The 19,509-nt window shown below is 69.7% G+C and carries 18 protein-coding genes; 5 read left to right on the plus strand and 13 right to left on the minus strand.

Annotated elements, in window-relative coordinates:
- Window positions 1-443 precede the first annotated feature (443 nt).
- On the plus strand, window positions 444-944 hold the full coding sequence (locus tag AC6CID_RS02475) for a glycosyltransferase (protein WP_498353518.1): 501 nt from the start codon (window positions 444-446) through the stop codon (window positions 942-944).
- A gap of 49 nt (window positions 945-993) precedes the next feature.
- Here AC6CID_RS02475 and AC6CID_RS02480 read toward each other — a convergent pair whose 3' ends face one another.
- Window positions 994-1,359, minus strand: a complete 366-nt coding sequence (locus AC6CID_RS02480) for an SRPBCC family protein (RefSeq protein WP_498353519.1) — start codon at window positions 1,357-1,359, stop codon at window positions 994-996.
- Between the two features lie 20 nt (window positions 1,360-1,379).
- Complete coding sequence (locus tag AC6CID_RS02485) at window positions 1,380-2,180, minus strand: DUF5602 domain-containing protein (RefSeq protein WP_498353520.1); 801 nt, start codon at window positions 2,178-2,180, stop codon at window positions 1,380-1,382.
- A 227-nt stretch (window positions 2,181-2,407) separates the two neighbouring features.
- Between AC6CID_RS02485 and lhgD the strand changes: the two genes are divergently transcribed.
- Both lhgD and AC6CID_RS02495 read left to right on the plus strand, forming a co-directional pair.
- Complete coding sequence (lhgD, locus tag AC6CID_RS02490; protein ID WP_498353624.1) at window positions 2,408-3,604, plus strand: L-2-hydroxyglutarate dehydrogenase; 1,197 nt, start codon at window positions 2,408-2,410, stop codon at window positions 3,602-3,604.
- An 87-nt stretch (window positions 3,605-3,691) separates the two neighbouring features.
- Complete coding sequence (locus AC6CID_RS02495) at window positions 3,692-4,351, plus strand: SDR family oxidoreductase (protein ID WP_498353521.1); 660 nt, start codon at window positions 3,692-3,694, stop codon at window positions 4,349-4,351.
- Between the two features lie 70 nt (window positions 4,352-4,421).
- Here the strand turns inward: AC6CID_RS02495 and AC6CID_RS02500 are convergent, their stop codons facing one another.
- From AC6CID_RS02500 to AC6CID_RS02535, 8 genes are all read right to left on the minus strand, one after another.
- Entirely contained in the window at window positions 4,422-6,320 is a 1,899-nt protein-coding gene (locus AC6CID_RS02500; RefSeq protein ID WP_498353522.1) for an FAD-dependent monooxygenase, read from the minus strand.
- Between the two features lie 2 nt (window positions 6,321-6,322).
- Complete coding sequence (locus AC6CID_RS02505) at window positions 6,323-7,660, minus strand: MFS transporter (RefSeq protein WP_498353523.1); 1,338 nt, start codon at window positions 7,658-7,660, stop codon at window positions 6,323-6,325.
- A 154-nt stretch (window positions 7,661-7,814) separates the two neighbouring features.
- Window positions 7,815-8,747, minus strand: a complete 933-nt coding sequence (locus tag AC6CID_RS02510) for a LysR family transcriptional regulator (protein WP_498353524.1) — start codon at window positions 8,745-8,747, stop codon at window positions 7,815-7,817.
- A gap of 49 nt (window positions 8,748-8,796) precedes the next feature.
- Complete coding sequence (locus AC6CID_RS02515; protein ID WP_487041113.1) at window positions 8,797-10,149, minus strand: permease prefix domain 1-containing protein; 1,353 nt, start codon at window positions 10,147-10,149, stop codon at window positions 8,797-8,799.
- Window positions 10,149-10,511 (minus strand): PadR family transcriptional regulator, encoded by a 363-nt coding sequence (locus tag AC6CID_RS02520; protein ID WP_016691962.1) that lies wholly within the window; start codon window positions 10,509-10,511, stop codon window positions 10,149-10,151. The genes AC6CID_RS02515 and AC6CID_RS02520 overlap by 1 nt, the downstream gene beginning before the upstream one ends.
- A gap of 95 nt (window positions 10,512-10,606) precedes the next feature.
- Window positions 10,607-11,572 carry a hypothetical protein gene (locus tag AC6CID_RS02525; RefSeq protein ID WP_498353525.1) on the minus strand — a complete coding sequence of 322 codons (966 nt, stop codon included), beginning with the start codon at window positions 11,570-11,572 and terminating at the stop codon, window positions 10,607-10,609.
- 77 nt (window positions 11,573-11,649) lie between these two features.
- Complete coding sequence (locus AC6CID_RS02530; RefSeq protein WP_498353526.1) at window positions 11,650-13,725, minus strand: hypothetical protein; 2,076 nt, start codon at window positions 13,723-13,725, stop codon at window positions 11,650-11,652.
- A gap of 192 nt (window positions 13,726-13,917) precedes the next feature.
- Window positions 13,918-14,109 carry a hypothetical protein gene (locus tag AC6CID_RS02535; protein ID WP_006553937.1) on the minus strand — a complete coding sequence of 64 codons (192 nt, stop codon included), beginning with the start codon at window positions 14,107-14,109 and terminating at the stop codon, window positions 13,918-13,920.
- 210 nt (window positions 14,110-14,319) lie between these two features.
- Between AC6CID_RS02535 and AC6CID_RS02540 the strand changes: the two genes are divergently transcribed.
- Together AC6CID_RS02540 and AC6CID_RS02545 are read left to right on the plus strand one after the other, a co-directional pair.
- Window positions 14,320-15,225, plus strand: a complete 906-nt coding sequence (locus AC6CID_RS02540) for a hydroxymethylglutaryl-CoA lyase-like TIM-barrel protein (RefSeq protein ID WP_006553936.1) — start codon at window positions 14,320-14,322, stop codon at window positions 15,223-15,225.
- Window positions 15,222-16,181: a glycerate kinase family protein gene (locus AC6CID_RS02545; RefSeq protein ID WP_498353527.1), complete on the plus strand. Its 960-nt coding sequence runs from the start codon at window positions 15,222-15,224 to the stop codon at window positions 16,179-16,181. Before AC6CID_RS02540 ends, AC6CID_RS02545 begins: the two co-directional genes overlap by 4 nt.
- Window positions 16,182-16,235: 54 nt before the next feature.
- Here the strand turns inward: AC6CID_RS02545 and AC6CID_RS02550 are convergent, their stop codons facing one another.
- The 3 genes from AC6CID_RS02550 to AC6CID_RS02560 all read right to left on the minus strand — a co-directional run bounded on the left by AC6CID_RS02550 (window position 16,236) and on the right by AC6CID_RS02560 (window position 19,392).
- Window positions 16,236-17,237 carry a hypothetical protein gene (locus AC6CID_RS02550; protein ID WP_039586261.1) on the minus strand — a complete coding sequence of 334 codons (1,002 nt, stop codon included), beginning with the start codon at window positions 17,235-17,237 and terminating at the stop codon, window positions 16,236-16,238.
- A gap of 83 nt (window positions 17,238-17,320) precedes the next feature.
- Window positions 17,321-17,815 carry an LppA family lipoprotein gene (locus tag AC6CID_RS02555; RefSeq protein ID WP_019288108.1) on the minus strand — a complete coding sequence of 165 codons (495 nt, stop codon included), beginning with the start codon at window positions 17,813-17,815 and terminating at the stop codon, window positions 17,321-17,323.
- The gene (locus AC6CID_RS02560) at window positions 17,812-19,392 is read right to left on the minus strand and encodes an alpha/beta hydrolase (RefSeq protein ID WP_231911965.1); all 1,581 of its coding nucleotides are present in this window, start codon (window positions 19,390-19,392) and stop codon (window positions 17,812-17,814) included. Before AC6CID_RS02560 ends, AC6CID_RS02555 begins: the two co-directional genes overlap by 4 nt.
- Window positions 19,393-19,509: the final 117 nt, after the last annotated feature.

Raw genomic sequence — 19,509 nt, forward strand, 5'->3', positions numbered from 1 at the left:
CCGGCACTCGCCGACCTGGACCCCGCACGTAGAACTGAGCACCCCGAAAGTGCTGACCATGGCCTACGCCATGATGACCGACCCCGCCGTCGCGGGGGATGTGGAGGACGAGATCACGAGGGAGCCGACCGATCTGGTGATCGTCGATTGCATGCTGTTCAACGCCCAGGACGCTGCGGCACGCACCGGGGTGCCGCACGTGGTGCTGTTCCATTCCTTCTTCGCCGCATTCGACGGCGCCTTCCGGCACGGACCTTTCGGGATCGGTTCGCGACTACGCGGTCTGGGTCCGAAGCGACTGTGGGAACAGGCCGACATGCGACTCGTGTGCTCGGACCCAGTGCTCGACCCGGCCGCGCGCCGGGCGCACGGACGGCTCGCCGACCTGGACCGGTGCGATCCACGACGCGACGGCTGCCGCGGTCGGACGAACACCGCCGCGCGTGCTGGTCAGTCTGAGCACCGCCGGCTTCCCGGGTCAGCGCCGCACCTACCAGAACATCTTCGACGCCGCGGCGGAGATGGACGCGGAGTTCGTCGTCACGACCGGGCCGGCGATCGACCCTACGGGGTTGCGCGTACCACCCAATGCGACCGTCCACCGATACGTTCCGCACCACGAACTGATGCCGACCTGCTCGGCGGTCGTCGGGCACGGCGGGCACGCGACCGCTTTCCGGGCTCTCGCACACGGACTTCCGATACTGATCATGCCCATGTCGGCGGTCACGGATCAGGCGATCATCGGCCGCGAGGTCGCGAAGGCGGGTGCGGGCATCCGTCTCCGGAAGACCGCTTCGCCCGAGCAGATACGCGCAGCTCTGGAGAGTCTGCTGACCGACGACGGTTATCGCACGGCGGCAGCAGAACTCGGCGCCCGTCTCCGAACCGTCGACGGTGCGTCGGCTGCGGCCGACCGGGTGCTGGCGCTCGTCGACCACTGACGAACACGCGAAGGACCGGCACCCTGTGAGTGCCGGTCGATCCTTCGCATCACCCTTCGACCGCATCTCCCTCCTCCAGAAGCTGTTTCGCATGTTCGAGGTTGTTCCGCACATCGCGCGCGTACAGTTTCTCCACGACCGGCTGGGTGAACTTGCCGAAGAAGTTCCCGACGTCCTCGGTGTCCTGGTGGAAGGTGACGCGGGTTCCCGTCTCCACCGACTCGAAGCGATAGACGGTCTCGTACCGGATCGGACTCTTCACGCTGCGGCGGTGCTGGGCTCTGCCGGGCTCGACGCGGGCCAGTTCCTCGGTGAGTTCGATTCGCCGTCCGGCAAACTTGACGGTGGCGCGCGAGACGGATCCCTCCTTGCCGCCCTCACCCGAGATGCAGTGACTGTTCCTGCTGTACCGCAATGGTTCTCATGGGGTGCGCGTCAGGATTCCTGGCGCGGGACCATCCCTCCGAGGGCGATGTCGTATTCCTGCGCCTGCTCGTCGAATCCGACGCTGTAGACGGTGGGATACCAGGCCGAGTGCTGATAGGCGGCCGGCAACTTGATCTGTTCGCGGATCGTCGGACGGGTCAGCAGCCACTCCCGCGTGATCATCGGTTCCATGAAGGTGTAGTCGCCGTCCCACGAGCCGTTGACGAACGTCTCGGTGAAGTCGTAGACACCGGGAACCATTCCTTCCGTGATGTCGAGCCAGTGCACACCCATGAACGGCACCGCGAGTTGCGACGCGAGCATCCCCGGCGGAGTCACGTAGTCGCCGGGCATGTACTTCGGGTCCGGGAGTCGTTCGGCGCGAGCGGCGTAATCCGGTGCGGCCGGGTCGATTGCCTCGATCGCCGCCATGTCGGTCATGTAGAAGTGCACGTCGAAATGGGGTTTCCCGAACAGCACGGTCGGGTCGTGCCCACGCGGATTCCAGTTCAGCATGACGTGGTCGAACACAGTATCGGATGCCTGAACGGGCAGGTGCAGCATGTACATCCCGTCGGCATCGGGCAGTCCGTCGAGGGCCGCCGGCGAGAATCGGATACCGACGGCGGTCGGGGCGCCGTCCGCATCCACGGTCGCATACGCACGCGCAGTTCCGTCACCGACGCTCACGGCCTGACCGAAATGCAGGTGGGCAGGTGTGGGCACTGCCGATGCCACACCACCGACCGCCACGGCAATACAAGAGGCGAGGAGCACTGCGATGGAACGAGATGATCGATGTTTCTTCATGGTGATATCCGATCGACGAGGGTTCTCGGTGAACCTCTCCATTCCGTGGATCCAGTCTCGACCGGTGTTCGTGACCCCGGCCATCCCTCACTCGGGGGATTTCGCCGACCGTCTCGGAACAACCCTGTCGTCCCGGAACGACCCTGTCCTCACAGGGTCGCGACATATACTCGCCGGACTGCGGACGGACGTCACGATCCGCGGAGAACAGGGAGCGGCCCTTGAGTATTCGCAGCCTTCGCGTCGCGGTGGTCGGTGGGGGCATCATCGGTGCCGCGACCGCCCGGCAACTCGCCCTCACGGACGCCGACGTCACGCTGTTCGAGAAGGAAGACCGGCTCGCCGCTCACCAGACGGGGCACAACAGTGGCGTCGTCCACGCCGGCCTCTACTACACGCCCGGAAGTCTCAAAGCCCGGTTGTGCAGGCGCGGGGTGGAGTTGTTGCAGACGTTCACCACGGACAAGGGCCTGCCCTACGACGAGTGCGGCAAGGTCGTCGTCGCCCTCGACGAGTCGGAACTCGGCCGCCTCGACGCGATCTTCTCGCGGGCCACGGCGAACGGGGTCCCCGGCATCAGGCGTCTCGGCGCCGACGAGATCACCGCGATCGAGCCGCACGCCGTCGGGATCGCAGCCCTTCATTCCCCGCACACGGCGATCGTCGACTTCGTCGCCGTCACCCGCGCGCTCGCGGACGACGTCGTCGCCGCGGGCGGCACGGTGCGGACCGGTACCGCCGTGACGGCGATCCGTGAGGCGGGCGAGCAGGTCGTCGTCGACATCCCGGGCGACCAACTTGCCTTCGACCTGGTGATCACGTGCGCGGGACTGCAGTCCGACCGCCTCGCCCACACCTCGGGCGACACCCGCGACCCGCGGATCGTCCCGTTCCTCGGCGACTATCTGCTGCTCGAACCCGACGCGGCGGCAAAGGTGCGCGGATTGATCTATCCGGTGCCCGACCCCCGCTATCCGTTCCTCGGGGTGCATCTCACCCGGCGGATCGACGGTGAGGTGATGGTGGGACCCAACGCCTTCCTCTCCCCCGGCCGCGAGGCCTATCGCGGCGGGCGCGGATCGTGGCGGGATCTGCGCGATGCCGTCGCCTGGCCCGGTTTCTGGCGGTTCGCCGCGAACAACCTGCCCGCAGCGGGTCGGGAACTGCGCACGGCCACCAGTACTCGGCGGTTCGTCGCCGATGCGGCCGCGTACATGCCCGGGCTGACCGTCGACGACGTGCGGCCGGGTCCGCGTGGCATCCGCGCTCAGGCGATGAACTCCGACGGAGGCCTCGAGGACGACTTCGTCGTCACCGGGCACGGACGGGTCGTGCACCTGCGCAATGCCCCGTCGCCCGGCGCCACCTCGTCGATGGCGATCGCGGAGTATCTCGTCGACCGCGCATTCGAACGCATCGCCTGATCGGGCATCCGGCGGCGGACGTCACGGTTCGCGGTGACCGATTCCGGGCATGCTGCACGGGAACCACTTCATCGTCAGGAGGTCTCCATGGCACGAATCGCACTCTTCGGAGGACACGGCAAGGTCGCGTTGCATCTCGAGCGGCTGCTGGCCGATGCCGGTCACGAGACCAGTGCGTTCATCCGCAATCCCGATCACGCCGACGATGTACGCGCTGCCGGTGGCACGCCCGTCGTCGCCGACGTCGAGAAGATGGACATCGCCGAAGTCACCGAGCTGCTGCGCGGCCACGACGCGGTGGTCTGGTCTGCAGGCGCGGGCGGAGGGAATCCCGAACGCACCTATGCGGTGGACCGCGATGCGGCGATCGCCTCGATGACTGCCGCGCAGGAGGCCGGGGTCCGCCGGTACGTGATGGTGTCGTACTTCGGGGCCCGCCCCGACCACGGTGTCCCCGAGGACAACAGTTTCTACGCCTATGCCGAGGCCAAGTCGGCTGCGGACACCCATCTGCGGGGTACCGACCTCGACTGGACGATCCTCGGTCCGAGCGCGCTGACCCTCGACCCGCCCACCGGCCGCATCGAGATCGAGGGGCACGGGGCGAGCGACAAGGGACAGGTCTCGCGCGCCGACGTCGCGGCCGTCGCCGCAGCGGTGCTCGAGCGACCGGAGACGGTGGGACGCACCATCGAGTTCAACAACGGCGACGTTCCGATCGACGAGGCACTCGACGCGCTGCGGTAATCCCTTACACAGCAGTCCGCCCCCGGTTGCAGGGGGCAACCGGGGACGGACACTCGAGCGATGTCATCGCTCAGACCTGCGGGGCGAGTTCCTCCACGCGCAGCGGCGAGGTGTCCGCGGCGGCCGCGATGGCCTCCTCGAACTGCCGGCGGTCGACCTGCGAGCCGAGCACCAGCGCGAGTCGCGCCAGGAAGCCCTCGCGGTCGTCCTCGGCGGCCTGATCCAGGGCGGTGGACAGGCCGAGCCAGACGTTCTCACGCCGCTGATCGTCCTCGGTGACCTGCTCGGCAGGGCGGGCCGGGAGTTCCGCGCCGGCCGGAGCGGCACCGGAGCGCAGGGACGCCGCGACACCGTCCAGGTCGGCGACCGGCACACGGCACAGCAGTAGACCGTCGGGGCGGATCACGAAGGCCTCGCCGGCCGTCGCGCCGAGTGCCTCGCCGAGATCGGGCGCCTCGAGGAGTGTCACACCGTCCACCTCTGCGCTGTCGACGGCCAGGGCCGCGACGCTCTCGGGTGCGAGCGCGTGCGCCAGGCCGGCTGCGGCGTTCGCGAGGGCGGCCGAGCCCGCCGCATCGAGACCGACTCCGAGCACGGCGAATCCGGTTCCGCGGGCGTCGTTCAGCGACGTCTCGCGATCGGCGATGCGGATCCGGCGGTCCTCGACGGGATCACCCGGGAGCACACCTTCGGTGCCGGGGGTGACAGACCAGGTCAGCGGAGACAGGCGTGCGTGCGTGGCGCTGGACTGGCGTGGGTTGATCAGGTGCCCGAACTCGGGACGGCCCACGGCGAGCGCGAGGATCGCGTCGCGCGTGGTGCGGTAGCCGTGGCTGCCGGGGCTCATGATGAGCGTGGACTTGCCGGCGTTGGCGACGTTCTGCTCCCACGCGTTGTGGCGTTCGAACGAGTACGCCTTCAGCAGGGCGGGCTCGGCGTTGCCGTTCACGACCGCGGCGAGCTGCCACGCGAGGGTCTCGGCGTCCTCCATGCCCGAGTTGAGTCCGCGCACACCGAAGATCGGCACCAGATGGGCCGCGTCACCGGCGAAGAGGAGACGGTCGTGGGTGAACTCGTCGAGGGCGAGTGCGCGGGCGCTGTAGAAGCCCTTCCACTCGAGGGTCCACGGCAGGTCGTTCTGCAGCCAGTCGAGGTGCTTGGCGATGCGGGCGCGGATCGCCTCCTCCTGCGTCTCGATCTCGGCGTCTTCGGACGGGTCGAGCTGGTAGTCGATGCGCCAGATGTTTCCGGGCTGCTTGTGCATGATGATCGTCGAGCCGGGGTTGCTCGGCGGGTCGAACCAGACCATGCGCTCCGCGGGGAGATCGGACTCCCAGTGGATGTCGGCGATGACGTAGCGGCCCTCGTAGCTGGTGCCCTGCAGGCGCAGGCCCGCGAGTTCGCGCATGCGGCTGCGGCCACCGTCGGCGGCGACGACCCAGCGTGCGCGCAGGTGCCGCTTGCCGGCGGCGGTGTCGACCTCGAGGGTGACCTCGTCCTCGCCGCGCAGGATCCCGGCGATCGGGGCCTGCCAGTGCAGGGTGACGAGCGGGTTCTGCTCGATGGTGTCGACCATGATCTGCTCGAACTCCGACTGGGAGACGTTGATCATGGGCGGGCGGACGTCGAAGTCACGCTGCGGCATCTGGAAGTGCAGGACCTGCTGGTCGCGGTAGAAGCTACGACCGCCGACCCACGGCAGCACGATCTTCTCGAGTTCCTCGCCGAAGCCGAGGCGGGCGGCGGCCTCGAGGCTGTGGCGCGAGATACAGATGGCGCGCGAGCCGAAGGACACCTGATCGGCGGCCTCGAGGATGGTGACGGGCACACCGCGCTGGGCCAGTCCGAGGGCGACGGCCATGCCGACCGGTCCGGCCCCGACCACGACGACGGGAAGCGTCTCGTCGGCGGGAGTCATCGACTCGAACTCCGACGCGGGGTACTTGGGCGGCTGGTAGTAGGTCGACATGGTCAGGCACCTTCCTCGGGAGAACGGCGGGAGTCGGTGATGTTCGCGTGCCCGGCGGACGGCACGCGCAGCAGCAGGATGCTCATGAGGCTGATCAACGCGATCAGCACGAAGTAGCCGGTGATGGACATCGAGGTGCCCGTCGCGGCGAACAGGGAGGTCGCCACCATCGGTGCGAGACCGCCGCCGAGGATCGCGCCGACCTGGTAGCCCAGCGACGCCCCGCTGTAGCGGATCTTGGCGGGGAACAGTTCGGCGAACAGGGCCGACTGCGGGCCGGCGCAGCAGCCGAGGGTGAAGCCGAGGCCGACCATCGCAAGGAGCATGACCGGCAGGAGCGCCGTGTCCATCAGGGGGAAGAACAGGGCGGCCGCGACGACCAGTGCGGCCGAGGACCGGATGTACACGGTACGGCGTCCGACGAGATCCGAGCGCCAGGCCGCGAAGGCCATACCGGCCATCCAGAACGGGCACGAAGCGATCAGCAGCGCGAGCATCGTGGTCTTGCTGAACCCGAGCGTGGCCTCGCCGTACTTGAGGACGTAGACCATGTAGGCGTAGGCGATGCCGTTGGTGGCGATGAAGGTGCCGCCGGCGAGCAGCACGGTCTTCCAGTGCTGGGTGAGCACTTCGAGGATCGGCAGCTTCTCCTCGGTCGCGGGGGCGTCCTTGGCGGCCTTGAACTCCGCGCTCTCCTCGAGACCCAGGCGGATCCACATGGCGACGAAGACGAGCACCGCCGAGGCGATGAACGGGATGCGCCAACCCCACGCGTTGAACGTCTCCTCGCTGAGGAAGGCGGTCAGCGGCAGGTAGACCAGGTTCGCGAGCAGCACACCGGCCGGCACACCGATCTGCGGTGCCGCGCCGTAGAGGCCGCGCTTGCCGGCGGGGGCGTTCTCGGTGGCGACGAGCACCGCTCCGCCCCACTCACCGCCGACGCCGAGCCCCTGGATGAACCGCAGGGCGACGAGCAGGATGGGGGCCGCGACGCCGATGGCCGCGTAGTTCGGGAGCACGCCGATCGCCACGGTCGCGAAGCCCATCAGCAGCAGCGAGACGACGAGCATCGACTTGCGGCCGATGCGGTCGCCGAAGTGGCCCATCACGACGCCACCGATAGGGCGGGCGATGAAGCCGACGGCGAGCGTGGCGAAGGCGGCCAGAGTTCCCGCGACCTCGGACGAGCCGGGGAAGAACTGCGGGCCGAGCACGAGCGCCGCGGCAGTGCCGTAGATGAAGAAGTCGTACCACTCGATGGCGGTACCGACGAAGCTGCCGAGCGCGGCTTTGCGTGCGGCTCTTTCCGACGTCTGCGGCGTCGAGTCAAGGACTGTCATGTTCAGTGCCCTCTCCGGCGGTCGATCCGAGGCATCCGATTAACGAGCGTTCGGACGCAGTGGGACCAATCATGAGAGCGGTCACATCGTTTGCAAAGCGCACAAAGTCGGTGAATATCCCCGGAAATTCCGTGGATGGGGCCGTTCGGCCACGTCAGAGTGCCTGAGAGGTCCTCGCGACGTCGACGACGAAGTCCGTGAAAGTTTGGGCAACACGGCTCGGAAGGGCGTCCTTACGCCACGCGAGCACGACGCGCACGGGTTCCGGAGTCGGGTCGACGACGGGCAGCAGAACGAGTTTCCGGCCCTCGTAGGTGACGTCGACGGCGGGTCGCTGGACCAGCAGGGTCCACCCCAGCCCGCGCCCCACGAACGACCGCGCCGTCTCGAAGGTCTGCGTCCGATACGCGATGGACGGGGTGAAGCCGGCCTCCGCGCACACCCGCAGGGCGTGCCCCGAACTCGGCGGGGCGTCGAGAAGCACCATGGGCTCGCCGGCGAGATCGCGCAGGCGCACCTGCGAGCCTCCCGCGAGCGGATGATCGGCCGAGACGAGCACCATCGGCTCACGCACATCGAGGGTGACCGTCTCGAGTCCCGGTTCGAGATCGAGGTCGTAGAGGAAGGCCACGTCGAGCTCGTGCGAGTCGAGCAGCATCCGCAGACGGTTCTGGGTGTCCTCACGGAAGTCGACGTCGGCGCGCGGGTGGGAGCGGGTGAACTCGGCGATGAGGGCAGGCAACAGCGTCGGCGCGAGGGAGAGATAACACCCCACCGCCACCGGACCGACGACGTCCCCCGCCTCCGACCGCGCGTCGCTCTCGAGTTCGCTCGCGTGGTGCAGCAGCATCTTCGCCCGCTCGAGCACCGCGTGACCGGTCGGTGTGAGCTTGACACCCCGGGCGCGTTGCCGGACGAGGAGCTTGACCGCGAGGGCCTTCTCCAGGTCGGTGATCGCGGACGAGAGCGCCGAGTGGGACATATGCATCGCGTCGGCGGCCGCGGTGATGGTGCCCCACTCGGCGACGGCGACGAACGCCGCGAGTTGCCTCATCGTGTACGTGGGCACCGCGTCCGTCCTGGCCATGGTCCTACCGTAGTCCCGGGCCTCCGATCGTCGTCCCGGGCGGAAGCGCTCACACGAACCGGAAGAGCGGCGGGATCGCGACGACCGCCAGTGCCGCCCATCCGCAGTAGACGGGCAGGTACCGCATCTGCCACCGCTCGACCGCCGCGAAACCGGTGCGGCCCCGCAGGAACGAGGCGCCGAGCCACGCCGCCCACACCAGGTTCACCAGGAGGACGAGGTTCAGACCGAGGGCGGTGACCTTGTTGGCGGTGAAGCCGAACTCGGCGATGCGGGTGGCCATCGCGGTGAGCATCAGCAGGTCGACGGCGAGCGCCGCGGCGATCAGCACGACCTGCAGCAGATCGAAGACGTCCGGTGCGGCGTGCGGGTCGCGGGCGGAGATCGAGTAGAGCAGGAGTCCGAGGACGAGCACGAGGATCAGGTCCATGAGGATCAGCAGGCCGCGGTCGACGTCGACGACACTGTGGGACGCGATCACCGCGACGAACAGCGCGACCAGCATGAGGATCGTGACGGGCGTGAAGACCCGGGTGAGAACGGGAGCGATGTTCTCCACGACCTGCTGTTTCGCCTCGACGAGCCAGGCCGCGACGACGATCGCTCCGGCCGGCCCGAACGGGACGATCCACTGTTCGAAGAACGGTTCGATATCGATCCCCAGGGCGCTGAAGGCACCTGCGGTCAGTCCCATGAGTACGCCGCCGCCGAGCGCGAGCAGCGCCAGGTACACGGCGAACTCCCCGGTGAAACGCACGAAGTCCATGCGACGGCGATGGGATCGCCACTGCCCTGCGACATAGGCCGCACCGACGACGAACCACAAGGCGACCGGGGCGTGGATCGCCGCGATGATCTCGGTGGCACCGCCCGGTTCGAACGGGAAGACGTTGAGCACGATCGCCGCGAGGACGAACGGAACGGCAAGGAGCGCACTGCTCTTCGGGCTCATCTGACGCTTCCACGCGAAATACAGCGTGAGGAAGGGCAGCACGAGCACGGCGGCGTTGCGCACCAGCGCGGTTTCGGAGAGCCACTCGAATCCGGCCCGGACGGCCAGACCTGCACCCAGCGCGCAAGCGAGCACGACCGCGAGTTCCCTACGGCGACGCGGGGTTCCGGATTCCTCACCGTGACCGCCACCGGTGAGGACGAGTTGCTTCCACAGCCGGTCGGAGTGCTCCTGGGCGAACTCGCGGGAGACCTCGTCGAGACCACCCATTCGGCCGACCGCGACGAGGAATGCCTCGTCGGCCGTCAGTCCGACCGACACGAGGTCCGAGATCTGTTCCCGGAGATGATCTTCCATCTCGTCGATGTCCGAGGACGAGATGACCCGATGATCGGCGACGTAGCTGCGCCAGCCGGCGATCCGGTCCTCGAGATGCGCGTCGAGTGTCATCACGACCACCCCGGTGCGACGGCGGGAGGCAACTGGGCCGACTGCCACACCTGGTGCAGCGCCTCGGCGACGACCGTCCACTGCGCCGCCCGTTCGGCGAGGACCTCGCGGCCCGCGTCGGTGATGGCGTAGTGCTTGCGGCGCCGCCCGTTGTCGGCGACACGCCAGGCGGCGGACACGTGCCCGGCCCGCTCGAGACGGTGCAGGAGGGGATAGAGCATCCCGTCGGTCCACTGCATCCGGCCCTGCGACAGCTCGTTGACGCGCTTGATGATCGCGTACCCGTACGACTCGCCCTCGGCGAGGATGCCGAGCACGAGCGGGGTGGCGGACGCGGCCACCAAATCCTTCTCGATGAACATGTCGTCCTCATACCTAGAGGTTCTATGGATAACGGTGACCCTAGCAGATCTAGGTATGAGGACCGAGCGCTCTTCGCGAAGCGGTGCGGTGGCGTCTACTGCCGGTCGTCGGATCCGGCGGTTGCGGAATCGTCGGAGCCGGAGGCGGTCGATCCGGAATCCGCAGATCCCGAAGCGGCAGATCCCGAAGCGGCAGATTCCGAAGCCTCGGAGCGACTCCACGTCTCCGTCACCCGCGCCCGGCCGCGTTCGAACACGTCTCCGAGGACTCCCCCGACCGCCTTGAGCGGACTGCTCATCGAGTCCAGGGCCTCGGCGATCACCGGGTCCTCGTCGTCGAGCCAACCCGCCTCGTCGGCACGGCACGCCCACCGGAAGTCGTCGAAGTCCTGACGCAGACCCGCGAGCACCTTCGTCGTCCGTCCCGACGACAAGCGGCGTACGACCTCGATCGGGGTGCCCTCCGCGAACCGGGCGAGCGCGGCACGGGCGCGGCGCAGCAGTTCGGCGTCCTGCGTGAAGTGGTCGGCCAGGACCTGACGGGCGGAGGCCAGCGCGTCGCGCAGTTCGTCGTCGGGCGTGCGTGCCAGGTGCACGCGATGCCACAGGAACAGGCAGTCCTCGACGATCACGAGCAACTGCAGCGTCTCCCCCAGAGCCTCCTCCACCGCGACCTTCTGCAGCAGTTCGACGTGCTCACCCACCGCCGCGTCGAGTCCGAGATCGTCGAGCGACGAAGAGACGTGCCCGCGCAGACGCGTCACCGTCCGGGCGAGGACCTCACCGAGGTCGGCGATCGACTGCCAGTCCCGGTCGGGAAGACCGCCGGTGTGGTCGACCATTGATGCCGCCCTGGTCAGAACATTGTGGGTCGCGACGATGTCGCCGGCCGGCTCCGCCCCGGCCAGGTCGAGCACGCGGTCGACGGTTCCGGGCGCCGCATCGTCGCCTTCGAGACGCACGACGGCGGCCTCCACCGACGCGACTGCTCCCCGCAACGCCTCGAGGACCGCGTCGGGGGCGGTGGGGACTGCGGCGGTGGGTTTCGACGTGTCGGCCATACCCCAATCGTGCTACGTCGAAGGGCCGGATGCATCACGTCTTCCGGCTCAGTTCGGGACGCGCACCCACTTCCCGCTCAGTTCGGGACACGGACCCACGCTTGTTCGAGCAGGGCCACCACTTCGGTCTCCCTGCGGGCCCGGTAGGCCGACAGGATCCGGCGCGGGCGCGACTCCCCGTCGAGGCCGAGAGCGGACGCCAACGCCGACGCGATCCGCTCCTCGGGGACGGTCTCCGGTTCGGTGTGGCCGATGAGCGAGAGCGCCTTGCGCAGCGGTTCGGCGTTGTCGGCGACGGTGCGCAGCGGCAGGACGTCGAACCGGCCGTCGGTGCGGACCTCGAGCAGCAGCTCGTTGTCCTCCTCCACCCCGACGTCCTCGAGAAACCGGCGGATCGAGGACAGACGCGGCACCGGTCCCGTCCAGCGCAGGGTCTGGCCGCCCAGGCGGGACAGGAGCATCACGTGCCCACCCGGTGCGCACCCGGCGATCGCGGCGACGGCGGACGGAACCGTGAACTCGGCTCCCCGCAGGTGGTCGCGGGTCGCGGGGATGCGCAGGCGCCAGGCCTCGCCCAGCCGGTAGAGGCGGCGTGTGCGCTCGGGCCGGGCGATCGGGACGTGCGAGCGGTGACGACGCCGGACACGGCCGTCGACGACCTCGAAATCCCCTCCGGCCGTGAACGTCCGGGCGGAATCCTCCGAGATGCCGAATCGGTCGACGAGCGCGGCGACCACCATGTCGCGATCGGCGCTTCCGCCGCGGGCATCGACCAGCCGTGCGATGCGGTTGCGGATGGCGGTGACCACGTCGACGTCCCACTCGGCCAGCGCCCAACGTTCACCGTCGGATGTGAAGCGCTCGTCGTCGGCGAGTTCGGAGACGAGGGTGTGGACGTCGGCATTGACCCCCATGCGCGCGACAAGCGTGTCGGCGGTCAGGGGGTCGCCGAGCACCTCGAGGACCTGAGCGGCACGTCCGGCGAGCCCGTCCGGCGGGGACAGTAAACGGCCTTCGAAGGTCGTCGTGCCGCAGTACCGGGTCCACGCCTCGAACTCGTCGTCGGGAAGCGACCACACGGCCTTCACGGCGGCGGGCTCGACCACACCGTTCGGTGATTCGAACTCCGAGAGCAGTCCGCGGGTCTGCTTCTCGGCGTCGGGCAGATCCGGTACCGCGATCCACCCGTCCGCGACCTCGAAACGGTCGTCGAGACGGTGCAACACCCGCCACAGGGGCACGTCGAAACCCTGGACGGTCCGGCCCAGCACCGGGTGGGTGCGCACCATCCGGTCGAAGGCCGCCACCGGCCGCACGTCGACGCGCAACGCCGCGAGCAGGTCGCCGACCGCCGTGCCGAATGGGAAGGTGGACGGCCCGGCCGGGTCGTCGACGCCGTCGTGGACGCGGCGCCGCAAGGCCGTGCGTTCCGCGTCGGGCAAGCCCTCGAGGTAGTCGGTGAGTTCGGCGATCGGATCGGCCGGCGCCGCCACCGGCAGGTCGCGGGCGGTGAGTGCCCGCAACCGGGCGGCGGCGTCCTGGATCTCCTCCGGCGCCCCGTCGTCGATCACGGCCAGCAGGAGAGGAGCATCGTCGCGGCCGCACACGCGACTCCACCGCGCCAGCGCCGCCAGGTCGTCGAGGAGCAGCGCCGCGGCGGGCACCCGCGCGGCACGCGGATCGGCTTCGAGGGTGGCCGGTTCGCGGAGCACCGTCGCGACGAGCGCGGCGCAGACGATCTCCTCCACCGCGTCGCGGTCGGCGCCGCGGATCCCGAGCAGATCGGCCGGACTGCGACTGAACAATTCGGCGGTGGTGGGTGCGTGCGGGAGGCGCGCGACGAGGGTCGCGGCGGCCGGACCGAGATCGAGTGCGGCCACGGGCACTTCGTCCTCACGCAGCAGACCGTCCGCGAAGCGCAGCTCCGGGTGGTCGGTGACGTAGATGTGGGCGAGTTCGGCGCACAGTTCGGGAATCTCGGTGTGCTCACAGGTCTCGGCGGGCGACTCGTTCTCCCACCAGCGGGACGACGACACGAGTGCCCCGAGGGCGGCGGTGCGGGCCGATCCGTAGCGGTCGATCCACGGCATCAGATCCACCCAGCGACGACTGTCGAGTTCGTCCGACGACAAGGCACGAGACCACAGCGACACTGACCGATGCTCCTCTTCCACGCCCGGCGGAGGCCGCGGGCCCCCTCTCCGGCGTCGACGCCGCGCTCGTGCAGCGCGTCCACGCGAGGCGCCCTCGACCCGGACGCCGGTTCTCACCCTACAGTCCGAACGCCCCGTTTCCCGTCAGGTGAGGGCGGTGTCGACCGCTCAGGTGATCGCGAGGTCGACCGCTCAGGTGAGCGCGATGTCGGAGTCGTCACGCGCCTCCGGGCGCAGCCGCAGCAGGACGAGTCCCGTCACCGACGCGACGATGAGCGAGGCCACCAGCCCGTTCACGTGCAGCGCCCACACGGCGATCACCGCCCCGGCCAGTCCCCCCAGCAGAGCGATCCAGAGCAGTACTTTTCCCAGGACCGAAGCCATTTCCCCGCACCTTCCGGCAATTCACGATCAGAACGGTGAGGATAGTGTCATCTGTCACAGTCCTCGCGAAAGTCCATCGGTGTGTCGACGGATCGTGCCCGCACGGTGACCGGGGCATACTGGTGCGGTTCGAGACGGTGGGGTCGGCAGGAACACGACGGGGAGGCGGAAACAGTGGCGGAACCGACGAGTGACCGAGCATGCACGGACGTGATCCTGCGCGACGTGACGCTGCGCGACGGACTGCAGCTGACCGGCAAACTGCTCCCCACCGAACGCAAGGTGGAGATCGTCCGGGCGCTGCTCGCCGCGGGCGTGCCCGAACTCGAGATCGGGTCCCTGGCCCGCGCCGACCTCGTGCCGCCGATGGCGAACACCCTCGACCTCGTCGCAGCGCTGACCGAGGAGGAACTCGACCGCTGCTGGATCTGGGTCGCCACGCCGCGCCACGTCGAGAAGGCGATCGCGGCCGGTGCCCGACGGTTCCAGTACTGCTTCTCGGTCTCCGACGCCCATAACCGCGCCAACATCGGCCGCGACACCGCGGACAGCATCGCCGCGATGCCGGCGGCGATCGAACGCGCCCACGCCGTCGGCGGCGGTATCCAGTTGTGCCTGGCCACGGCGTTCACGTGCCCGTTCGACGGGCCGGTCGATCCCGACCGGGTCGTGGAGATCGCATGCGATCCGCGCACCGACGGGGCCGCCGACATCGTCGTCGCCGACACCCTGGGCCAGGCCGTGCCCGGCCAGGTGTCGTCGCTGGTCGCGCGCCTGGCCGCCGAATCCCCCGACCGACGGATCGTCTACCACGGTCACGACACGTGGGGTCTCGGTGTCGCCAACAGCCTCGCCGCGATCGACGCCGGGGCGACCGTCGTCGACGGCGCACTCGCCGGCCTGGGCGGGTGCCCGTTCGCACCGGGTGCGAGCGGCAACACCGCGAGCGAGGACCTGCTGTTCGCGACCCGCCCGTCGTGGCTGGACCCGGAGGTCTTCGGCGCCCTGGTCCGGCTCGGCGAGGACATCGTCGCCGAACTGGACGAACCGAACCGGTCGCGTGCCCGGCAGGGCGCCCGCTCCGAGGCCGAGGCCTTCGACTGGGCCCTCCGGTGACCCGCATCCTGATCGCCCCCGACAGCTTCAAGGGCACCTACACCGCCATCGAGGTCGCCGACGCGATCGCCTCCGGTGTGGAGAGCGCCGGGCACACCGCGATCCGGATGCCCGTCGCGGACGGCGGCGAGGGCACTCTCGACGCGCTCGCCGGGCCGCTCGGTCTCGCCCGGATCGAGGTCGAGGCCGTGAACCCGTGGCGCGCACCGTGCCGCGGACTGCTGGGGATGTCGCCGGACGGCACGGCCGTCGTCGAACTCGCGACGGCGAGCGGCATCACCACTCCGCACGACGGTCCGCGCGACGCCGTCACCGCCGACACCTACGGCACCGGGATGGTCATGGCCGAAGCCGTCCGGCGCGGAGCACGGCACATCGTCGTCGCGGCCGGTGGGTCGGCGACGACCGACGGGGGCGCAGGTGCGATCGCCGCGATCGACGAGCGGGGTGGGCTCGACGACGCCCGCGTCACCGTGCTGTCCGACGTGACGACCCGCTACACCGATGCGGCACGGATCTTCGGGCCGCAGAAGGGCGCCGATACGGCAGCCGTCGCGCTGCTCACGCGCCGCCTCGAAGAGAGGGCGCTGACCCTCCCCCGCGACCCGCGGGAGGTCGACGGCTCTGGAGCGGCCGGGGGTTTCTCCGGTGGGATGTGGTCGCGGTTCGGTGCAGAACTGCGGTCGGGAGCCGACTTCGTGCTCGACGCAGTGGAATTCGACGACGCCGTGCGCACCGCCGATCTCGTGGTGGTCGGCGAGGGACGGCTCGACGGCCAGTCGCGGGCGGGCAAGATCGTCTCGGCGATCCTCGCGCGCTGCAGCGACGTTCCGGTGGTCGCGGTGGTCGGTTCGGTCGGCGACGACCTCGGCGACTACCGCGAGCGGTTCGCCGATGTCGTCGTCGCATCCGATGCGGACTCGCTGACGCGCGCCGGTCGGACACTGCGCACCTGAGAAATGCGCCTTTCGGCACTGCGCACCTGAGAAATGCGCCCGATCACCGGCCGATCACGGAGCGGTGGGAGGTGCGCTGCCGCAGGGAATCTCGGTGGGCGTCTCGGGCGTCGGCACCGGGTCGACCGGATCGGACGCGTGGGCCGGCCACGATGCCGGTCGCGCCTCGGAGCACGGGTCGGCGACGGGTGCGCGATCGGGCGACGGCACCGGCGACGGCGGCGGCGCCACGGCCGTCTGCAGTCCGGGCGCGGAGCGTTCCGCCTGCACGCCGCTGCTCACCGCGACGGCCAGTCCCCCACCCAGCAGGGCGACGAGCGCGACGAGCATGGCCGGCAGGACGGTGCCGCGACGACGGTTCGTGGGCGCGGCGACGACCGTCGGGGAACGGCGGGCGGCTGCGACGAGCGCGGCACCGGTCGCGCGATGCCAGGGCACCCCGTGCGGAGTCACGAAGGGAACACCGAGGACGGTGGCGAGTTCTCGTGCCGGACGGGCGTCGCCGGGACGCAGATCGAGGAAGACCACCGCGTCGGGCGAGGTGCCGGCGCGGGCGACCGCTTCGTCCATCGCCTCGGGCAGGGACTGCGTGTAGGGACCGAACTCGTCGCCGTCGGGACTCACCGTGGACAGCACCGTGCGCGAGGGGACGTCGACCATCGATGCGGATTCGACGCCGTAGGTACGGGTGTGCAGGGCCAGGACCGGCAGTTCCGCGAGTTCGGGTGCTCCGGCGAGGAAGGCCAGTCGCGCGTCGTCGAGCAGGACCGTGTCGACGTCGATACCGAGCACGGCTCGCACCGCCTCGGTGACCGGTTCGGCGTCCTCGTCGTTCTCGGGACCGGTCACCACCGCGGCCGCGGACAGGGTCAGCGACGCCGCGGCGGCACGTTCCGCCATGGCGGAGGCGGCAGCGGCAGCGGCCTCCGCCGGTGTGTCCCCGGGTGCGCCGAAGCCTCGCTGGGAGTCGAACGGACCGAGACTCGGAACGTCGGCATCGACGAGGACCGCGCACACTTCACCGTCGTCGACGGAGATGCCGAGCATCGGGCGCATCTGTTCGTCCCTCCACGGCTGCCAGCACGAATCACGACGGCCCGAGCGGCCGTCGCTCGGACGAGCCTAGCCGACTACCGGGCCTACTCCGGGTAACAACCGACGGTGAGTCCGACGGTCGCGGCGACGTAACTGCCGAAGGTGATGTACGAGCCGTCGGCCGCGAACATCCGGACGGCGAGACCGGTATCCGGAGGCAGCACATGGCGACCGTGGAAGCCCGCCCGCGCGGCGGTGTCCTCGAAGACCCTGGCCGCACGGTCTAGTTCGTCGACCGGCACCGGCCTGCCCGAGCCGTGGATCGGGAGGTGCACCGTCAGGCCCGAGGTGCCGTCGGGCAGCGTGCATCCCGCGGTGGTGCTCGCGTACTTCGGTTCGAAGCGCACGCTGGGGAACTCGGCGGACAGCGCGGTGAGGACGTCGCGCTGCACGGCGGTGTAGAACTCGACCGCGCCCGCGCTGGTCGTGGCGACCGGTTCGGGCATCGCGACCGGGGTCACCGTGGTGGTGCACGCCGCGAGCAGTGCTGCCGGAACGACGACGCACGCCCCGAGCCGAAAACTCCACACAGAGGTCACGGCGTACTCCGTTCTGCGGTGCCCGCGACGACACCGGCGATGTGGTGGGAACTCGACGTTCCGGGGGTGAGATACGAGCTGTGGCCGGTGATGCCCGCGAGCGGGACTCCGGCGGTGGTGGTGCCCGGACCGGCGGGAAGATGCGTCAGGCCGTCGAGGAAGCTCGGGTCGCCACCGAAGGTTCCGACGTCGGCGACGATGTCGCGCTCGGCTTCGACGAGATAGGCGGAGCCGGGTGGGATCCGCAGGTCGGTCACGTCGCCGGTCCCGATCCCCGGAGCCCCGACGAACACCGCGGCGTCGACCGCACCGGTCTCCCTCAGCGCCAGACCAGAGACGACGGCCCCGTAGGAATGCCCGACCGTGGTGATACGCGGGTCGTCGGGACGCGAGGCCGCGATGCCGTCGAGGAAGTCGACCAGGCGAGGCGCGGCGATCCGGGCGGCGAGGTCGGAGACCGGACTGCGCTCGGTGAACGCGAGACCCCATCCCCATTGGGGAGCCTGGTAATTCAGCCAGGTGACCGCCGCGACGGAGGGATCGCCGCCGGTGAGGTGGAGCCGAGCGGCGTCGCGCAGCGCCGCGACCTGCGTGTCGTAGCCCTGCAGATTGCCCTGCACGGTCGAGCCGGCGCCGGGGACGAAGACGGCCAGATGCTCGGCGGTGTCGACGTCCCCGACGGCCACCGCCGCCATCGCTTCGCGTCCGGACAGGTCGAGGGCGAGCAATTGCCGGTCGCCGTGGGCGAGGGTCGCGTCGATCGCGGCGAGGGCCTCGATCTTCCGCACCGTCTGTTCGAGCCCGGCATCGGCGTCGGTGAACAGTCCGGTGACGCCGAGACTGTCGATCACGGTGCCACCGAGGAACATCGCGTCGAGTTCGGCCCGCAGTTGTGTCGCGACGGATTCGAGGCGGCGACGTTCGTCGTCGAGCAGGGCACGATTGGCGAGATCGCGAACCGCAGCGGGTAGTCCGTCGAGGGCGCCGATCCGTTCGGGATGTTCGGCGACCAGCGCGGTGCGTGCCGTGTCGTCGAGACCGTTCCACCACTGCGCGACCTGCACGGGATCGGTGGCCGGATCCGGCAGGACCGGCAGCGTCGTCGATCCGGACCGCGCGATCGCGGTATGTAGGCGACCCTGTTCGCCGAGAACCGTTCCCGGCGGCTCGGATTCGACACTCAGGCGAGCGGCGGCCTCGCGGTCGAGCCCATCGGCACGGACGAGCAGCGATCGCAGCGACGCCGCGAGCAATTCGTCGGCGTCGAGCGGGAAACCCCGCGCAGCGGCCCTGGTCTGCAGCTCGCCCAGTTCGGAGTGCAGTGCCCGCAGTCGCGGCACGACGAACCGCGCACATGCGGACACGCGCCGATACGACTCGGCCTGTGCCGCGAGATCCCGCCCGTACGAGGCGAATGCGGACGTCGCTCCGTCATGCGCCGCACCGCTCCAGGCGTCGCCGAAGGACGCCGACCGCGCGACGTCGCCGGCCACGGCGTCGACGGCATCGGCACATGCCGCGAGCTCGGTCGCGGTGCGCTCGAGCGCATCCGGATCCCACCCCGCCAGATCGTCCACCTGCACACCACCACCCCCTGCCGCGGAAGCATAAGGGGCACCGACGACGGCCGGCCCGCGGAATGCTCCGCGGGCCGGCCGCTGTGGACAACTCCACTGCCTGTGGACAACTCGTGT

This window comes from Rhodococcus sp. GQ147 (genome assembly GCF_059759155.1).